The organism is Streptomyces flaveolus, from assembly GCF_000716535.1.
GTDB classification, from domain to species: Bacteria; Actinomycetota; Actinomycetes; order Streptomycetales; family Streptomycetaceae; genus Streptomyces; species Streptomyces flaveolus_A.
Genome location: NZ_JNWV01000018.1, coordinates 85,337 through 101,062, shown reverse-complemented (window position 1 = coordinate 101,062; position 15,726 = coordinate 85,337). Strand labels below are relative to the sequence as shown.

Genomic DNA, 15,726 nt, shown 5'->3' with positions numbered 1-15,726 from the left:
GCGGCCGCCGCACCGGCCAGGGTCGGTGGCATGACGCACAGCTTCGCGCTCCACATCCCCGACGCCGACCTCGCACCCGAGCCCCTGGACCCGGAGCGGATCGTGGCCGGGAACCCCGAGGTGACCGGGAAGGTGGTGTGGGAGTCGGCGGACGGCCGGCAGCTCCGCGGGATCTGGCAGATCACCCCGGGCGTGGTCACGGACACGGAGGCGGACGAGCTGTTCGTGGTGATCAGCGGCTCGGCGACCATCGAGGTCGAGGACGGGCCGACGCTGACGGTGGGTCCCGGCGACATGGCGGTGCTCCGCGCGGGCGACCGTACGACGTGGACCGTGCACGAGACGCTGCGCAAGGCCTACGCCATCAACCTGTGAAGCCGCATCAACATGGGGGCGGTATCAAGCTGGGGGCCGCATCGGCTCGGAGCGCTGTATCAAGCTGGAGGGCCGTAGCAAGCTGGGGCCGCATCAAGCCGCAGCGCCGCATCAACCCGGAGCGCCGTATCAAGCTGGCAGCCGCGTAGACCTCGGCGGCTGTGTCAGCCTGCAAGGCCGTCCCCCGGCGGACCCGTCGTCCCCCGGATCTCCAGCGTCGGCGCGGCCAGCCGCACCCGCCCCTCGCCGCCCGGCCGCTCGAAGCGGTCCAGCAGGAAGCGGGCGGCGCGCCGGCCCACCTCGTGCGGGGCGGTGTCGACGGTGGTCAGCCAGAGGTGCCGCAGCCGGGAGATGCTGGTGTTGTCGTACCCGGCCACCGACAGGTCCCCGGGCACGCGCAGTCCCAGCTCGCCGGCCGCCGACAGCGCTCCCACCGCGGCCATGTCGTTGACGGCGAAGAGCGCGGTGGGACGCTCCGGGCGGCTGAGCAGGCGGACGGTTCCGCGGTAGCCGCCCTCCTCGGTCAGGTCGCCCGGTTCGACGAGCGGTTCGGCGCCGTGCGCCCGCATCGCCGTCTCGAAGCCCCGCCGGCGCAGCGCGCCGACGGCACCTTGGCCGGCGAGGTGTGCGATCCGGCGGTGGCCGAGCCCGAGCAGATGCTCGGTGGCGAGCCGGGCGCCCCGCTCGTCGTCGCCGGCGACGACGTCCACGCCCGGCGGCTGCGCCTCGCGCGCGCCCGCCACGACCACCGGCATCCGCCCCGCGAGCGCACCGAGGCCGCCCGCGTCCGGGACCGTGCCGACCACCACCAGTCCGTCCACGCCCAGGTCCAGGAAGGGCTCGGCGAGGTCGTGGCCCATCCGGCGGCCCAGGCGGGCGTCGGCGAGGAGCATGTGCAGACCGGCCGCGTGCAGCAGGGAGTTCAGCCCGTCGAGCAGTTCCACGAACCAGGGGTTGCGCAGGTCGTCCAGGAGGACACCGATGGTGCGGGTGCGCTGCTCGCTCAGGCTGCGGGCCGCCGCGTTCGGCCGGTAGCCCAGCTCGCGCACGGCCCGCAGGACCGCCTCCCGCTTCTCCGGGCGCACCGGGCCGGAGCCGCGCAGCACCAGGGAGACGAGCGACTTCGACACGCCGGCCCGTTCGGCCACGTCGCGGATCGTCGGCGGTCTCATGGGATGGACCGTTCCATGCGGCGTGCCGCGCTGTCAAAGGGTTGACACGCTCGCCATGTCCGAACAAAGGTGACCTGGACCGACGATGGACCGGTCCAAACGGAGAGGGGCTGTCATGGTGGACGCGCTCGGTGTCGCCGTCATCGGGTTCGGCTGGATGGGCCGGGTGCACACCCAGGCGTACGCCCGCCTCCCGCACCACTACCCCCGGCTGCCGCTGCGGCCCCGGCTGGTCACGGTCGCGGAGGAGGTGCCGGGGCGGGCGGAGGAGGCCGCCGAGCGGTTCGGCTTCGCCTCGGCGACCCGGGACTGGCGCGAGGTGGCCGCCGACCCGCGCGTCCGGGCGGTGAGCGTCACCGCGCCGAACTTCCTGCACCGGGAGATCGGCGTGGCGATGGCCGAGGCCGGCAAGCACCTCTGGATCGAGAAGCCGGTGGGCCTGACCGCCGGGGACGCACGCGCGGTCGCCGACGCCGTCGCCAAGGCCGGCGTGCAGGGCACGGTCGGCTTCAACTACCGCAACGCACCCGCCGTCGAGGCCGCCCGCGAGCTGATCGCCTCCGGCGAGATCGGCACGGTCACCCACGTCCGCATCCGTCTCTTCAGCGACTACGCGGCCCATCCGGACGGCGCCCTGACCTGGCGTTACGAGCGCGAGCGCGGCGGCAGCGGGGTGCTCGGCGACCTGGCCTCGCACGGCGCCGACCTGGCCCGCTTCCTGCTCGGCGACATCGCCGCGCTCACCGCCGACACGGCGGTCTTCGTCCCGGAACGCGCCCGTCCGAGCGGCGCGACGGCCGGCCACGCCCTGGCCGCCGGCGGCGAGCCGGGCCCGGTCGAGAACGAGGACTACGTCAGTTGCCTGCTCCGCTTCGCCTCCGGCGCCCGCGGCGTCCTGGAGGCCTGCCGGGTGTCGGTCGGCGAGCAGAACAACTACGGCTTCGAGGTGCACGGCACCCGGGGCGCGGTGTTCTGGGACTTCCGCCGGATGAACGAACTGAGGGTGAGCCGGGGTACGACGTACCAGGACCAGCCGGTGAGCACGGTGTACGTCGGCCCGGGCGCCGGTGAGTTCGCCGCGTTCCAGCCGGGCGCGGCCAACGCGATGGGCTACGACGACCTGAAGGTGATCGAGGCCTACCGCTTCGTCCGCTCGATCGCCGAGGGCACCCCGTACGGCACCACGCTCGCGGACGCGGTGCACAGCGCGACCGTGCTGGACGCGATGGCGGAGTCGGCCGCGAGCGGGGCGTGGGTCACCCTGCCGGGGGCGTAGGCATGTTGTAGGGCGTGACCACCTGGATCGCGGACGGCAGCACGGGCCCCGCGGGCGGCAGCGCGCCGTGGAAGCGCATCACCTCGTGGCAGGCCTCGCGCAGGTCGTGCCGCAGATCGTGGTGGAGCACGGCGGACAGGCGGTGCTCGCGCAGCAGCCGGGTGTTGTCGTGGTCCAGGTCGTGCGCGACGAACACGGCGCACTCGCGGCCCAGGTCGGCGAAGGCCCGCAGGGTGGCGTTGTTGCCGCCGCCGATGGAGTACACCGCCCGGATCTCCGGGTCGCGTTCCAGGGCGGCCCTGACCAGGTCGTACTGCGTGGCGTCCAGGCCCTGCCCCTCGGCGATCTCCACCAGCGTCCGCTCCGGGTGCCGGGCCCGCATGACGCTGCGGAAGCCCATCTCGCGCTCCTCCTCGTTGCGGAAGAAGCCGCTGCTGAGGCTGGTGAGGACGTTGCCGGGCCGGTCGCCGAGCCACTGGCCCATCAGGTAGGCGGCGGTCGCCCCGGCCGCCCGGTTGTCGATGCCGACGTAAGCGACGCGTCCGCTCGCGGGCAGGTCGGTGACGAGGGTGACGACCGGGACGCCGGCGGCGGTCAGCCGGCCGACGGCCGCGGTGACCTCGGGGACGTCCGGCGCCTTGAGGATCACGCCCTGCGAGCCGCGCCGCGCGATCCGGTCGAGCGTGCCGACCAGCTCCCGGACCGGTCCGGTCTCGCGGAAGTGGAAGCGGGAGCGCACGACGGCCGGGTGGAGGGCGGGCAGTTCGGCCTCCAGGGCGGCGCGTACGGCGGTGGTGAACCGCTCGGGCGCCTGGGCCACGATGTCGACCATGAAGGTACGGCCGACCAGCCGGACCTGGGTGCGCTGCCGGTCGAGGTCGGCGATGGCCCGGTGCACCTCGCGCGCGGTGCTCTCCCGCACCCCTCCCCTGCCGTTCAGCACCCGGTCCACGGTGGCCTCGCTGAGACCGGCCTGACGTGCGATCTCCCGAATCGGGAACGGGTGGCCCATGGACCGGCTCCTTGAGGGGTTTTTGATGGTCGCGTGCTGGTTGTTCGAGGGGTTTGTACTGACAAGAATGACAGGGCCGCGCCGCTCCCGTGACCGAAGGCGCCGCTCCCGTGACCGAAAGAGGGACACCGATGTCCGTCTCCGCCGTGCCAGGCCGTGCCTGGCTGTCCGAGCAGGACTGCGATCTCGCCGCCTTCCGCGCCCTGGTCGAGCGCACCACGGATCCGGGCGCCTACCCGTACGCCGCGTCCGTCGTGGAGAACGTCCTCGTGTACGAGGGTGAGCGGCTGCGGACGGCCGGCGACCGGACCGCGCTGCGGGCCGAGCTGGTGCGGGCGCTCGCCGAGGGCCCCGGGATCGTCGTCGTGCGGGGTGCCTTCCCGGAGCCGGACGTCGTCGACCGGCTCACCGCGGTGTTCGAGGCGCTGATCGCCGAGCAGCGGGCCGCGGGGGCGACGGCGGGCGACCACTTCGCCGCGCCGGGCGCCAACGACCGGGTGTGGAACGCGCTGGAGAAGACGGCCCTGTACGACGCGGGGGCGTTCGCCGACTACTACGCCAACGACGTCCTGGCCCTGCTCGCCACGGCCTGGCTGGGCCCCGGCTACCAGGTCACCTCCCAGGTCAACGTGGTCAACCCGGGCGGCGCCGGACAGACCCCGCACCGGGACTACCACCTGGGCTTCCTGAGCAACGCGGTGGCCGCCGCCTACCCCGCCCACGTGCACCGCCTCTCCCCCGTGCTCACCCTCCAGGGCGCGGTCGCCCACTGTGCCATGCCGGTGGAGTCCGGACCGACGCTCTACCTGCCGTACTCCCAGCTCCACGTGCCGGGCTACCTGGCCTGGCGGCTCCCGGAGTTCCAGGAGTACTTCACGGCACACCACGTGCAGCTCCCGCTCGCGAAGGGCGACGCCGCCTTCTTCAACCCGGCGCTCTTCCACGCCGCCGGCGCCAACCGGACGGCGGACGTCCGGCGCACGGCCAACCTCCTGCAGATCTCGTCCGCGTTCGGCCGCGCGATGGAGACCGTGGACCGCGAGGCGGTGACGAACGCCGTGTTCCCGGTGCTGCTGCGGCGCAAGGAGGCGGGCGCGTCCGAGGAGTGGCTGGAGAACGTGATCGCCGCGAGCGCCGAGGGTTACCCCTTCCCCACCAACCTGGACAGCGACCCGCCGGTCGCCGGGCTGGCCCCGCCGGCGCAGGCGGACCTGGTGCGGCGGGCGCTGAGGGAGACGTGGCAGCCCGCGCGGCTGCGCCGGGAACTGCGGGCGGCGGCGGAACGCCGGGAGAGCTGAGGCGGGCATGGGACTTCTCGACGACAAGGTCGTTCTCGTCAACGGCGGCAGCCAGGGCGTGGGGGCCGCCATCGCGCGGGCCGCCGTCCGCGAGGGCGCCGTCGTGGCGGTGAGCGGGCGGCGCGCGGAGCCGGGCGAGGCGCTGGTGGCGGAGCTGTCGGCGGCCGGGGGCGAGGCGATGTACGTCCAGGCCGATCTGGCGGACGCCGAGCAGGCGAGGGCGTCGGTCGCCGAGGTCGTGGACGCGTACGGCCGGATCGACTGCCTGGTCAACTCGGCCGGGCTTACCTCGCGGGGCACGCTGCTGGACACCACGCCGGAGCTGTTCGACGCGCACATCGCCGTCAATCTGAAGGGTCCGTTCTTCGCGATGCAGGCGGCGGTCGCCGACATGACGGCCCGCAAGGCGCCCGGCACGATCGTCAACGTCATCACCTCGTCGGCGCACGGCGGGCAGCCGTTCCTCGCGCCGTACGTCGCCGCCAAGGCGGGCCTGGTGGGCCTGACCCGGAACGCGGCGCACGCCCACCGCTGGGACCGGATCCGGATCAACGGCCTGAACATCGGCTGGACCGCGACCGAGGGGGAGGACGCCACCCAGCGGGCCTTCCACGGCGCCGGCGACGACTGGCGGGAGCAGGCCGCGGCCCGGCTGCCGATGGGCAAGCTCGGCCAGCCGGACGAAATCGCGGACTTCGTGGTCCTCCTGCTGTCCGAACGGTCGGGGGTGGTCACGGGGTCGGTGATCGACTGGGACCAGAACGTCCTCGGCGGCCTCGACTAGAACCGAAGCACCAACCCTAGGAGCAGTACCGCATGCGTATCGGAATCCTCGGCCTCGGCCGCATCGGCGCCTTCCACGCCGAGACCCTCTCCGGACTGGACGCCGTCGAGTCGCTCGTCGTCACCGACCCGTTCGCGGACGCGGCCAAGGCCGCCGCCGAGCGGTTCGGGGCGCAGGTCGCGGACTCGCCGGAGGCCCTGCTGGCGGCCGGCGTGGACGGCCTCGTCGTCGCGGCCGCCACCGACGCCCATCCGGCGCTGATCCGGGCCGGCGTCGAGGCCGGCGTCCCGGTCTTCTGCGAGAAGCCGGTCGCCCGCACCATGGCGGAGGGCGTCGAGGTGCTGAAGGCCGTGCGGGACAGCGGCGTGCCGATCCAGATCGGGTACAACCGGCGGTTCGACGCGGGCTTCGCCGCCGCGCGGGCCGCCGTACGGGCCGGTGAGCTCGGCATGCTGCACACGGTCCGGTCCACGACGCTGGACCCGGCGCCGCCGCCGGCCGCCTACGTCGCCGCGTCCGGCGGTATCTTCCGGGACTGCTCCGTGCACGACTTCGACATCATCCGCTGGGTGACGGGCCGTGAGGTCACCGAGGTGTACGCGGTGGGCGGCAACCGGGGCGCCGACTACATCAAGGCGGCGGGCGACGCCGACACCACCGGCGCGATCCTGACCCTGGACGACGGCACGATCGCGGTGGTGTCCAACTCCCGTCACAACAAGCGCGGTTACGACGTGCGCATGGAACTGCACGGCTTCGCCGACTCCATCGCCGTCGGCCTGGACGACAAGCTGCCGCTGCGCTCGGTCGAGCCCGGTGTCACCTTCCCCGCCGGCACCCCGCACGACTTCTTCATGGACCGCTTCGCCGACGCCTACCGCGCCGAACTGACCGCGTTCACCGAGGTCGTGGCCGGCACCCGGACCTCCCCGTGCACCGTCGAGGACGCCCTGGAGGCCGGCTGGATCGCCGAGGCGTGCACGCTGTCCCTGCACGAGCACCGGCCGGTGACGCTCGCGGAGGTGCGAGGGGCCTGAGCGCACGGCGACGGCGCCGGGCAGGTGCCCGGCGCCGTCGGCGTGTCGGTCAGCCGCAGTACCGGATCAGCCACTCGTCCGGGTTGTAGGTGTCCCGCGCCGGGTCCGGCACCGTCGCAGGCTTCGTCTCCACCGTGTCCTGCGGGCGTATCCGCTCCGGCAGCGCGCCGAAGCGGTCGCGGCGCCGGGCGGCGGCGTCGGCCGGGTCCTGGGATGCGGTGCGTGGGTCCGTACGGTGTGTCATCTCGTCCTCCCGTCCGCGCGGGCGTTCCCCGTTGTCGGTCAGACGCCCGTGTGCCCCCGTTGGTTCCCGGTCGTTCGGTGCCTGAATCCCCCGGGACGAAGCAGGAACCGGGCCGCGGTCGTCGGCACCGCGGCCCGGTTCCCGTGTGACCACCCGGCCCTCAGGCCCCGCAGGAGCGCAGGAAGCGCCGGGTGCGTACCGCGATCGGCAGCGGCTTGTCCGGCTCGCACGGGTACATGTCCTGCTCGACGATCGCGAACAGGTCCACGCCCAGCTTCTGCGCCGCCTCCAGCACCGGCCCCAGCTCCGGGACCCCGGAGGGCGGTTCGCACATCACGCCGCGCTGCACGGCCGGTCCGAACGGCACCCCGCCCGCGACCACCTCGGCGAGGATGTCCGGGTCGACCTGCTTGAGGTGCAGGTACCCGATGCGTTCGCCGTAGGTCTCGATCAGCTTGACGCTGTCCCCGCCGCAGTAGGCGTAGTGCCCGGTGTCCAGGCAGAGGTTGACCAGTTCGCTGTCGGTCGAGTCCAGGAAGCGTTCGACGTGGTCCTCGGTGTCGATGTGGGTGTCGGCGTGCGGGTGCACGACGATGTCCAGGCCGTAGGTCTCCCTGACCTCGTGGCCGAGCCGTTCCATGCCCTTGGTCAGGTGCGCCCACTGCTCGGCGGTCAGCTCGGGCGGCTCCAGGATCTCGGCGGTCTTGTCGTCCCGCCAGAAGGAGGGGATGACGACCAGGTGCCGGGCTCCCATCGCCTGGGTGAGCGCGGCGACCTGGCTGACGTGTGCCCAGGTCTCCTCCCAGACGGCGGGGCCGCGGTGCATGCCGGTGAAGACCGTGCCCGCCGAGACCTTCAGGTTCCGCTTGGCCACCTCGTCGGTGAGCCGTGCCGGGTCGGTGGGGAGGTAGCCGTAGGGGCCGAGTTCGATCCAGTCGTAACCGGCCTCGGCGACCTCGTCGAGGAAGCGTTCCCAGGGCACCTGCTGGGGGTCGTCAGGGAACCAGACGCCCCAGGAGTCGGGGGCCGAGCCGACCCGGATGCGGTCGAGCGGGGTGGGGTGCGCCATGATCAGGGGGTTCCTTCCGGGGAGGTCGCCACGGGTGCGCTGAGGTCGCCCTCCTCGGGCAGTTCCTCGACGTCGACGCCGCGCACCTGGGCCAGCTCGTGCTTGAGCGCGGCGAGTTCGGCGCCGCCGGCCATGTGGTTGGTCAGCTCTTCGAGGTTGATCTCGCTGCGCTCGGCGCTCAGTTCCAGGGTGCCGAGGCGCAGGACGCTGAAGTGGTCGCCGACCATGTAGGCGTGGTGGGGGTTGTGGGTGATGAAGATGACGCCGAGGCCGCGGTCGCGGGCGGCGGCGATGTACTTCAGCACCACCCCGGACTGCTTGACGCCGAGGGCGGCGGTGGGCTCGTCCAGGATGAGGACGCGGGCGCCGAAGTAGACGGCGCGGGCGATGGCCACGCACTGGCGCTGGCCGCCGGAGAGGGTGCCGATGGGCTGTTCCAGGTCGTCCAGGACGATGCCCATGTTGCGCAGTTCCTGGTCGGCGGTCTCCTTCATGCGGGCGATGTCGAGACGGCGCAGCGGCCAGGGGCCCTTGGTCATCTCGGAGCCGAGGAAGAAGTTCCGCCACACCGGCATCAGCGGGACGGTGGCGAGGTCCTGGTAGACGGTGGCGATGCCCCGGTCCAGGGCCTCGCGCGGGGTGGTGAAGCGCACGGGCTGTCCGTCGACGAGGAACTCGCCCTCGGTGTGCTGGTGCAGCCCTGAGATGATCTTGATGAGGGTGGACTTGCCGGCGCCGTTGTCGCCGAGCACGCAGGTCACGCGGCCGGCGTGGACCTTCAGGTCGACGCCGTGCAGGGCGCGGATGTTGCCGTAGGACTTGCCGGCGCCGCGCAGTTCGACCAGGGGTCCGTCGGGGGCGGGGGCGCTGTCCTGGAGGACCGCGCCATGGGTTCCGGTGGTGTTGTCGGTCATCGCTTACCTCCGGGTCGCCGTGCGCTGGACCCACAGATTGATCAGGACGGCGCCGAGGAGCATGACGCCGAGGAAGGCCTTGAACCAGTCGGGGTTCCAGCCGGCGTAGACGATGCCCTGCTGCACCATGCCGAACATGAAGGCGCCGAAGACCGGGCCGATCGCGGAGCCGTAGCCGCCGGTGAGCAGACAGCCGCCGATGACGGCCGCGGCGATGTAGATCAGCTCCTGGCCGACGCCCTCGCCGGACTGCACGGTGTTGAACGAGAACAGGTTGTGCATGCCGACGAACCAGGCGCCGAAGCCGACCAGCATGAACAGGGTGATCTTGGTGAACTTCACCGGGACGCCGACCGCGCGGGCGCTGTCCTTGTTGCCGCCGACGGCGAAGATCCAGTTGCCGTACTTGGTGCGCAGCAGCACCCAGGTGGCCAGGGCCGCGAAGACCAGCCACCAGACCACGGTGATCTTCACCTGGACCCCGCCCACGTCGAAGGAGGAGGCGAAGACCTTCCGGGCCTGGTCGAAGCCCTGCATGTCGCTGACGTCGTCGGTGGCGACGTTGCCGGTGACCAGCTTGGTCACCGCGAGGTTCGCGCCCTGGAGGATCAGGAAGGTGCCCAGGGTGACCAGGAAGCTGGGCAGCCCGGTCTTCACCACCATCCAGCCGTTGAAGGCGCCGATCGCGAGGGACACGATCAGGGCGACGATCACGCCGGTCCACACGTTCAGGGTCAGCTGGTAGCTGAGCATGCTCGCGGTGAGCGCCGAGGAGATGACGGCGACGCCCGAGGAGAGGTCGAACTCGCCACCGATCATCAGCAGGGCGACCGGGAGGGCCATGATGCCGATGGTCGAGGACTGGTACAGGATGTTCGCGATCGAGCTGCCGTCACGCACCGGCGGTGCCGTGATCAGGAAGAAGACCAGGACGGCGACCGCGCCGAGGAAGACGCCCACCTCGGGCCGGGCCAGCAGCCTGAGGGCCAGCGGGCGCCGGGCGGTACGGCCGTCGGTCTGCTTCGGGCCGGACGCCGGCGGCCTGCCCACCGCCGGCTCAGCCTGCTGGGCCATGCTCATCACCGGGTGCCCTTCGCGGCGAACTCGGCGACCTTGTCGACGTTGGACTTGTCCACGAAGGCCGGTCCGGTGAGCACGGCCTGCTCACCGCCGCCGCTGTAGTTGCCGTTGTTCTTGTAGAGCCACAGCGAGTCGACCGCCAGGTAGCCCTGGAGGTAGGGCTGCTGGTCTACGGCGAACTCGATGGTGCCCTGCTGCACCGCCTTGACCAGCTGCTTGTTGAGGTCGAAGGTGGCCACCTTGGCCTTGCTGCCCGCGTCGCCCACCGACTGGACCGCGGTCAGGGCGAAGGGGGCGCCGAGGGTGACGACGGTGTCGACGGACTTGTCCTGCTTCAGCTTCGCCGTGATGGTCGACTTCACCGACGGCATGTCGGTGCCGTTCACGTACAGGGTCTCAGTGGTGCCCTTGAACGTCTTCTTGACGCCGTCGCAGCGCTGGGTGAGACCCACGTTGCCCTGTTCCTGGATCACACAGACGATCTTCTTCGCGCCGGTGGTGTTGAGCTTGTTGCCGAACGCCTCGCCCGCCACGCTCTCGTCCTGCCCGAAGAACTCCAGCAGGCCGAGCTTCTTCCAGTCGCTCAGGCCCGAGTTGAGGCCGACCACCGGGATGCCGGCCTGCTCCGCCTTGGCGATCACGCCCTTCATCGCGTCGGGCTTGGCCAGGGTGACCGCGATGCCGTCGACCTTCTGGTCGATCGCGTTCTGCACCAGGCTCGCCTGGTTGCCCGCGTTCGGGTCGGCGGAGTAGACGAGCTTGATGTTGTCCTTGGCCGCCGCGGCCTCCGCGCCCTTGCGGACGGTGTCCCAGAAGGTGTCGCCGGGCGCCTGGTGGGTGACGAGGGCGACGGTCATGCGGGGGGTGTCGGCCTTGCCCGCGGAGGGGTTCGCCGCTTCCTCCTCGGCCTTCTTGCCGCCGGAACTGCTGGAACAGCCGGCGAGGGTGAGGGCTGCCGCGGCGGCCAGGGCCACGAGGGGGGCCAGTCTGCGGGAGCGGGGACGAGAAGAGCGGTCCATCTTTCCAGCACCTCACTGTGCGTGCGACGGGGCAAGGACGCTGTTGCGTTGGGACGGGATACAAGCCTCTGTCGAGCCCGCTGTCAATACTTTGTTAAGACATCATTTCACAAGCAGGTCCGAATGTAAGTACAAACCATTGACACCCTCGGCGCCGGGATCTACACCTGAGACGCATGAGCCCAGTACACCGCACCGCGCAGCGAACGGCACCGGGTGATCGCGCGCTGGATCCCGTGACCTTCGCCCTGGACCGGTCGAGCCCGGTCCCGTTGTACTACCAGCTCGCCCAGCAGCTGGAGGCGGCCATCGAGCGCGGCGTGCTGGTGCCGGGGAACCTGCTCGGCAACGAGGTCGACCTGTCCGTGCGGCTCGGGCTGTCCCGGCCGACCGTCCGCCAGGCGATCCAGTCCCTGGTCGACAAGGGGCTGCTGGTGCGCCGCCGCGGGGTCGGTACGCAGGTGGTGCACAGCCAGGTCAGACGCCCGCTGGAGCTCAGCAGCCTCTACGACGACCTGGAGTCCGCCGGACAGGGCCCGACCACCCGGGTGCTGCGCAACGAGCGGATCGCGGCGCCCGCCGACGTGGCCGCCGCCCTGGGCCTGGCGGAGGGCGCCGAGGTCGTCGTACTGGAGCGGCTGCGCTGCACGCACGGCCGGCCGGTGGCGTTCCTGCGCAACCACCTGCCCGCCTCCCTGCTCGAACTCGGCACGGAACGGCTGGAGTCCACGGGCCTGTACCGGATGCTGCGCTCCGCCGGGATCGCCCTGCACAGTGCCCGCCAGTCCATCGGCGCCCGCGCCGCGAGCGCCGAGGAGGGCGCCCTGCTGGAGGAGCGGGAGGGCGCGGCCCTGCTCACCATGCGGCGCACCGCGTACGACGACGCGGGCCGCCCGGTGGAGCACGGCAGCCACGTCTACCGGGCGTCGCGGTACGCCTTCGACTTCCAACTGCTGGTCAGAAGCTGAAACGGAACGATCTGTTTCACACAGCCCCCTCGGCCGCCCCGGCCGTGGGGGCCGTTCCGTTCCGCCGTCGTCAACGATGCAGGTAACGGTGACGATTACGTTTCGGGCAAGAGACACCTCAGTGCGACCGGAGCTATTGACGCATGAGCGGACATGGGGCTGTTATTACGCCCACGATGTTCGGTCGAGTTGGTTTCTGAGCGGTTTCGAACTTTTCGGTGATCAACTCATCCCCTTGGCCGAACCCTGCATTCCTTCAGGAGCCGCCATGCGCCTCTCGCCCTCCGGTCTCTCCGTCCCGGGTCCCAGCCGCCGTTCCCTGCTGCGCGGAGCGGGCGGTGCCGCCCTGCTCGCCGGCGCCGGCATACCCCTGCTGTCCGCCTGCGGAGGCAGCGGTTCCGGATCCGACCCGAAGACCGTCACCCTGGGCTCGAACGCCTCGGACGCGGTGCCCAAGAAGGCCTTCGAGAACGTCTACGCGGCCTTCAAGAAGCAGTCCGGCATCACCGTCGACGTGAACACGAAGGACCACAACACCTTCCAGGAGCAGATCAACTCGTATCTGCAGGGCACCCCGGACGACGTGTTCAACTGGTTCGCCGGCTACCGCATGCAGTTCTTCGCGGCGAAGAAGCTGGCCTCGCCGATCGACGACGTGTGGGCGAAGATCGGGGACAACTTCCCCGAGGCGATGAAGAAGCTCAGCAAGGGCGAGGACGGCAAGTACTACTTCGTCCCGATGACCACGTACCCCTGGGCCGTCTTCTACCGCAAGAGCGTCTTCCAGCAGCACGGCTACAAGGTCCCCACCACCTGGGACGACTTCGTCGCCCTGTGCAAGCAGATGAAGAAGGACGGTCTGGTCCCGATCGCCTTCGGCGACAAGGACGCCTGGCCGGCGATGGGCACCTTCGACCAGATCAACTTCCGCCTCAACGGCTACGACTTCCACGTGGAGCTGATGGGTGGCAAGGCTTCCTGGACCGACGCCAAGGTGAAGGACGTCTTCGACCACTGGGCCGAGATCCTCCCCTACCACCAGGACGGCTTCATGGGCCGGACCTGGCAGGACGCCGCGCAGACCCTGGTCGCGAAGAAGGCCGGCATGTACCTCCTGGGCTCGTTCGTGGCCCAGCAGTTCACGAACAAGGCCGACCTGGACGACCTGGACTTCTTCGCCTTCCCGGAGATCAACTCCGCGTACGGCCAGGACACCGTCGAGGCGCCGACCGACGGCTTCATGGTCAGCAAGTCCCCGAAGAACCACGCGGGTGTCGTCAAGCTCCTGGAGTACCTGGGCAGCCCGGCGGCCGAGGAGCTGTACCTGAAGACCGACCCGAGCGTGGTCGCCGCCTCCAGCAAGGCCGACACCTCCTCCTACTCGCCGCTGCAGAAGAAGGCGTTCGAGATGATCGGCGCCGCCAAGAGCCTCACCCAGTTCATGGACCGCGACAGCCGCCCCGACTTCACCTCCACGGTGATGCAGCCGGGCCTGCAGAAGTTCCTCCAGAACCCCAAGGGCGTGGACAGCCTGCTGTCGTCCATCGAGCGCCAGAAGAAGACCATCTTCGCGTCCTCGTGAGCGGCCCGATGACCACCGACACGACGACGAAGACCCCCGAGCCGGCGGCCACGCCGGCTCCGGGGGCCCCGCCCGCGAAGAAGCGGGTCGCGCAGGGCCACGGGCGCCTGCTGACCCGCCGTGACCGGATCACGCTCGGCCTCATGGCGGGCGTGCCCACCGTCCTGCACGTGATCCTCGTCTGGGTCACCGCCCTCGCCTCGATCCTCCTCGCCTTCACCACCTGGGACGGCATCGGGTTCGACTCGATCAAGTGGGTCGGCCTGGACAACTTCAAGCAACTCTTCACCGACAACCCGCAGTTCTGGCCGGCCGTCCAGCACAACGTCATCTGGTTCGTCGTGCTGATCCTGATCCCGACGCCGTTCGGCCTGTTCCTCGCGGTCCAGCTCGACAAGCGGATCCGGTTCACCCGGATCTACCAGACGGCGTTCTTCCTGCCCGTCGTCATCTCGATGGCGTGCATCGGCTTCGTCTGGCAGCTCGTCTACAACCCGGACACGGGCCTGATCAACAGCATCATCGGCGCCAACAAGCCCGGCCACTACATCGACTGGATCGGCGACCCCAAGCTCAACCTGTGGGCCGTCCTCATCGCCGCGTCCTGGCGGCACGCCGGCTACATGATGATCCTCTACCTGGCCGGCCTGAAGAGCGTCGACCCGTCGCTCAGGGAGGCCTCCGCGCTGGACGGCGCCAACGAGTGGCAGACGTTCAAGAACGTCATCTTCCCGACCCTGCGCCCGACCAACACGGTCGTCCTCGTCGTCACCATCATCGAGGCGCTGCGCGCGTTCGACCTGGTCTTCGTCTTCAACAAGGGCGCCCAGGGCACCGAGTTGCTGTCGATCCTGGTCACCAACAACATCATCGGCGAGTCCAGCCGCATCGGATACGGCTCCGCCATCGCCGTCGTCCTGCTGGTGATCTCCCTCGCGGTCATCATCCCGTACCTGATCGCCACCTTCCGGAAGGAGCGGCGCGCATGAGCACCGTGAGCGCCCTGGGAAAGCGGCGTACCCCGGTCCGGCCGGCCCGGATCCTGCTGCACGTCTTCCTCGCGGGCACCGCCCTCGCCTGGCTGGCGCCCCTGCTCTGGGCGGTCTTCTCGGCCCTGCGCCCGTACAGCGAGACCAGTGCCAAGGGATACGTCTCGTGGCCGGACACGCTGAACTTCGACAACTTCAAGAACGCGTTCCAGCAGTCGGACATGCTGCACTACTTCGGCAACACGCTGATCATCGCGGTGCCGGCCGTGCTGCTGACGCTGTTCCTGTCGTCGATGGTCGCCTTCTACGTCAGCCGCTTCGACTTCCGGCTCAACCTGGCGCTGCTGCTCGTCTTCACGGCGGGCAACCTGCTGCCCCAGCAGGTCATCATCACCCCGCTGTACCGGCTGTACCTGCTCACGGACCTGCCGGGCATCACCGCGAGCGGCAAGCTGTACGACTCCGCGCTGGGCCTGGTCCTGATCCATGTGGCGTTCCAGTCCGGCTTCTGCGCGTTCGTGCTGAGCAACTACATGCGCTCGCTGCCGCACGAGCTGACCGAGGCCGCGCTGGTCGACGGCGCCTCGGTGTGGCGGCTGTACTGGCAGATCACGCTGCCGCTGTGCAAGCCGGCGATGGCGGCCCTGGCCACCCTGCTGTCCATCTGGATCTACAACGACTTCTTCTGGGCCCTCGTGCTGATCTCCACCGGCGAGAACATGCCGATCACCTCGGCGCTGAACAACCTCTCCGGGCAGTACTTCACCGACCCCAACCTGGTCGCCGCCGGCGCCCTGCTGACCGCGATCCCCACCCTGATCGTGTACTTCGTGCTCCAGCGCCAGTTCGTCAGCGGCCTGACCCTGGGTTCCAACAAGGGCTGACGGGCCCGCACCCGAAAGAGACC

General features: G+C 70.5%; 16 protein-coding genes. 9 read left to right on the top strand and 7 right to left on the bottom strand.

The window, feature by feature from the left end:
• Positions 1 to 30 precede the first annotated feature (30 nt).
• Positions 31 to 375, top strand: coding sequence for a cupin domain-containing protein (locus OO52_RS20465; RefSeq protein WP_030646947.1), 345 nt, complete (start codon positions 31 to 33; stop codon positions 373 to 375).
• A gap of 164 nt (positions 376 to 539) precedes the next feature.
• Here the strand turns inward: OO52_RS20465 and OO52_RS20460 are convergent, their stop codons facing one another.
• Complete coding sequence (locus tag OO52_RS20460; RefSeq protein WP_030646946.1) at positions 540 to 1,547, bottom strand: LacI family DNA-binding transcriptional regulator; 1,008 nt, start codon at positions 1,545 to 1,547, stop codon at positions 540 to 542.
• Between the two features lie 115 nt (positions 1,548 to 1,662).
• Here OO52_RS20460 and OO52_RS20455 point away from each other — a divergent pair, with 115 nt between their 5' ends.
• Positions 1,663 to 2,823: a Gfo/Idh/MocA family protein gene (locus OO52_RS20455; RefSeq protein ID WP_030646943.1), complete on the top strand. Its 1,161-nt coding sequence runs from the start codon at positions 1,663 to 1,665 to the stop codon at positions 2,821 to 2,823.
• Here OO52_RS20455 and OO52_RS20450 read toward each other — a convergent pair.
• Positions 2,804 to 3,835: a LacI family DNA-binding transcriptional regulator gene (locus OO52_RS20450; RefSeq protein WP_030646941.1), complete on the bottom strand. Its 1,032-nt coding sequence runs from the start codon at positions 3,833 to 3,835 to the stop codon at positions 2,804 to 2,806. The two genes, OO52_RS20455 and OO52_RS20450, sit on opposite strands and share 20 nt — an antisense overlap.
• A 131-nt stretch (positions 3,836 to 3,966) precedes the next feature.
• Here OO52_RS20450 and OO52_RS20445 point away from each other — a divergent pair, with 131 nt between their 5' ends.
• From OO52_RS20445 to OO52_RS20435, 3 genes are read left to right on the top strand one after another with little or no spacing between them, the layout of a single operon-like run.
• A complete protein-coding gene (locus OO52_RS20445) occupies positions 3,967 to 5,133 on the top strand; it encodes a phytanoyl-CoA dioxygenase family protein (RefSeq protein WP_030646939.1) in 1,167 nt (388 codons plus the stop codon).
• Positions 5,134 to 5,140: 7 nt separating this feature from the next.
• On the top strand, positions 5,141 to 5,917 hold the full coding sequence (locus OO52_RS20440; protein WP_030646937.1) for an SDR family oxidoreductase: 777 nt from the start codon (positions 5,141 to 5,143) through the stop codon (positions 5,915 to 5,917).
• 32 nt (positions 5,918 to 5,949) lie between these two features.
• Positions 5,950 to 6,954, top strand: a complete 1,005-nt coding sequence (locus OO52_RS20435) for a Gfo/Idh/MocA family protein (RefSeq protein WP_030646935.1) — start codon at positions 5,950 to 5,952, stop codon at positions 6,952 to 6,954.
• Between the two features lie 49 nt (positions 6,955 to 7,003).
• Here OO52_RS20435 and OO52_RS20430 read toward each other — a convergent pair whose 3' ends face one another.
• The 5 genes from OO52_RS20430 to OO52_RS20410 all read right to left on the bottom strand — a co-directional run bounded on the left by OO52_RS20430 (position 7,004) and on the right by OO52_RS20410 (position 11,280).
• Positions 7,004 to 7,198 carry a hypothetical protein gene (locus tag OO52_RS20430; RefSeq protein ID WP_030646933.1) on the bottom strand — a complete coding sequence of 65 codons (195 nt, stop codon included), beginning with the start codon at positions 7,196 to 7,198 and terminating at the stop codon, positions 7,004 to 7,006.
• A 160-nt stretch (positions 7,199 to 7,358) separates the two neighbouring features.
• Complete coding sequence (locus OO52_RS20425) at positions 7,359 to 8,267, bottom strand: sugar phosphate isomerase/epimerase family protein (protein ID WP_030646932.1); 909 nt, start codon at positions 8,265 to 8,267, stop codon at positions 7,359 to 7,361.
• A 2-nt stretch (positions 8,268 to 8,269) separates the two neighbouring features.
• Positions 8,270 to 9,181: an ATP-binding cassette domain-containing protein gene (locus OO52_RS20420; protein WP_030646931.1), complete on the bottom strand. Its 912-nt coding sequence runs from the start codon at positions 9,179 to 9,181 to the stop codon at positions 8,270 to 8,272.
• A gap of 3 nt (positions 9,182 to 9,184) precedes the next feature.
• On the bottom strand, positions 9,185 to 10,261 hold the full coding sequence (locus tag OO52_RS20415; protein WP_030646930.1) for an ABC transporter permease: 1,077 nt from the start codon (positions 10,259 to 10,261) through the stop codon (positions 9,185 to 9,187).
• On the bottom strand, positions 10,261 to 11,280 hold the full coding sequence (locus OO52_RS20410) for a sugar ABC transporter substrate-binding protein (RefSeq protein ID WP_030646929.1): 1,020 nt from the start codon (positions 11,278 to 11,280) through the stop codon (positions 10,261 to 10,263). The genes OO52_RS20415 and OO52_RS20410 overlap by 1 nt, the downstream gene beginning before the upstream one ends.
• A 176-nt stretch (positions 11,281 to 11,456) precedes the next feature.
• Here OO52_RS20410 and OO52_RS20405 point away from each other — a divergent pair, with 176 nt between their 5' ends.
• The 4 genes from OO52_RS20405 (at position 11,457) to OO52_RS20390 (ending at position 15,703) form a co-directional block, all read left to right on the top strand.
• Entirely contained in the window at positions 11,457 to 12,248 is a 792-nt protein-coding gene (locus OO52_RS20405; RefSeq protein ID WP_030646928.1) for a GntR family transcriptional regulator, read from the top strand.
• Between the two features lie 268 nt (positions 12,249 to 12,516).
• A complete protein-coding gene (locus OO52_RS20400; RefSeq protein WP_030646927.1) occupies positions 12,517 to 13,830 on the top strand; it encodes an ABC transporter substrate-binding protein in 1,314 nt (437 codons plus the stop codon).
• A gap of 8 nt (positions 13,831 to 13,838) precedes the next feature.
• Positions 13,839 to 14,819, top strand: a complete 981-nt coding sequence (locus OO52_RS20395; protein WP_030646926.1) for a carbohydrate ABC transporter permease — start codon at positions 13,839 to 13,841, stop codon at positions 14,817 to 14,819.
• Positions 14,816 to 15,703, top strand: coding sequence for a carbohydrate ABC transporter permease (locus tag OO52_RS20390; protein WP_030646924.1), 888 nt, complete (start codon positions 14,816 to 14,818; stop codon positions 15,701 to 15,703). Before OO52_RS20395 ends, OO52_RS20390 begins: the two co-directional genes overlap by 4 nt.
• The last annotated feature ends 23 nt before the right edge of the window (positions 15,704 to 15,726 follow it).

Coding starts and splice junctions, on each gene's coding strand:
- OO52_RS20465 (WP_030646947.1), top strand. CDS start 31: ATGACGCACAGCTTCGCGCTCCACATCCCCGACGCCGACCTCGCACCC.
- OO52_RS20460 (WP_030646946.1), bottom strand. CDS start 1,547: ATGAGACCGCCGACGATCCGCGACGTGGCCGAACGGGCCGGCGTGTCG.
- OO52_RS20455 (WP_030646943.1), top strand. CDS start 1,663: ATGGTGGACGCGCTCGGTGTCGCCGTCATCGGGTTCGGCTGGATGGGC.
- OO52_RS20450 (WP_030646941.1), bottom strand. CDS start 3,835: ATGGGCCACCCGTTCCCGATTCGGGAGATCGCACGTCAGGCCGGTCTC.
- OO52_RS20445 (WP_030646939.1), top strand. CDS start 3,967: ATGTCCGTCTCCGCCGTGCCAGGCCGTGCCTGGCTGTCCGAGCAGGAC.
- OO52_RS20440 (WP_030646937.1), top strand. CDS start 5,141: ATGGGACTTCTCGACGACAAGGTCGTTCTCGTCAACGGCGGCAGCCAG.
- OO52_RS20435 (WP_030646935.1), top strand. CDS start 5,950: ATGCGTATCGGAATCCTCGGCCTCGGCCGCATCGGCGCCTTCCACGCC.
- OO52_RS20430 (WP_030646933.1), bottom strand. CDS start 7,198: ATGACACACCGTACGGACCCACGCACCGCATCCCAGGACCCGGCCGAC.
- OO52_RS20425 (WP_030646932.1), bottom strand. CDS start 8,267: ATGGCGCACCCCACCCCGCTCGACCGCATCCGGGTCGGCTCGGCCCCC.
- OO52_RS20420 (WP_030646931.1), bottom strand. CDS start 9,181: ATGACCGACAACACCACCGGAACCCATGGCGCGGTCCTCCAGGACAGC.
- OO52_RS20415 (WP_030646930.1), bottom strand. CDS start 10,261: ATGAGCATGGCCCAGCAGGCTGAGCCGGCGGTGGGCAGGCCGCCGGCG.
- OO52_RS20410 (WP_030646929.1), bottom strand. CDS start 11,280: ATGGACCGCTCTTCTCGTCCCCGCTCCCGCAGACTGGCCCCCCTCGTG.
- OO52_RS20405 (WP_030646928.1), top strand. CDS start 11,457: ATGAGCCCAGTACACCGCACCGCGCAGCGAACGGCACCGGGTGATCGC.
- OO52_RS20400 (WP_030646927.1), top strand. CDS start 12,517: ATGCGCCTCTCGCCCTCCGGTCTCTCCGTCCCGGGTCCCAGCCGCCGT.
- OO52_RS20395 (WP_030646926.1), top strand. CDS start 13,839: ATGACCACCGACACGACGACGAAGACCCCCGAGCCGGCGGCCACGCCG.
- OO52_RS20390 (WP_030646924.1), top strand. CDS start 14,816: ATGAGCACCGTGAGCGCCCTGGGAAAGCGGCGTACCCCGGTCCGGCCG.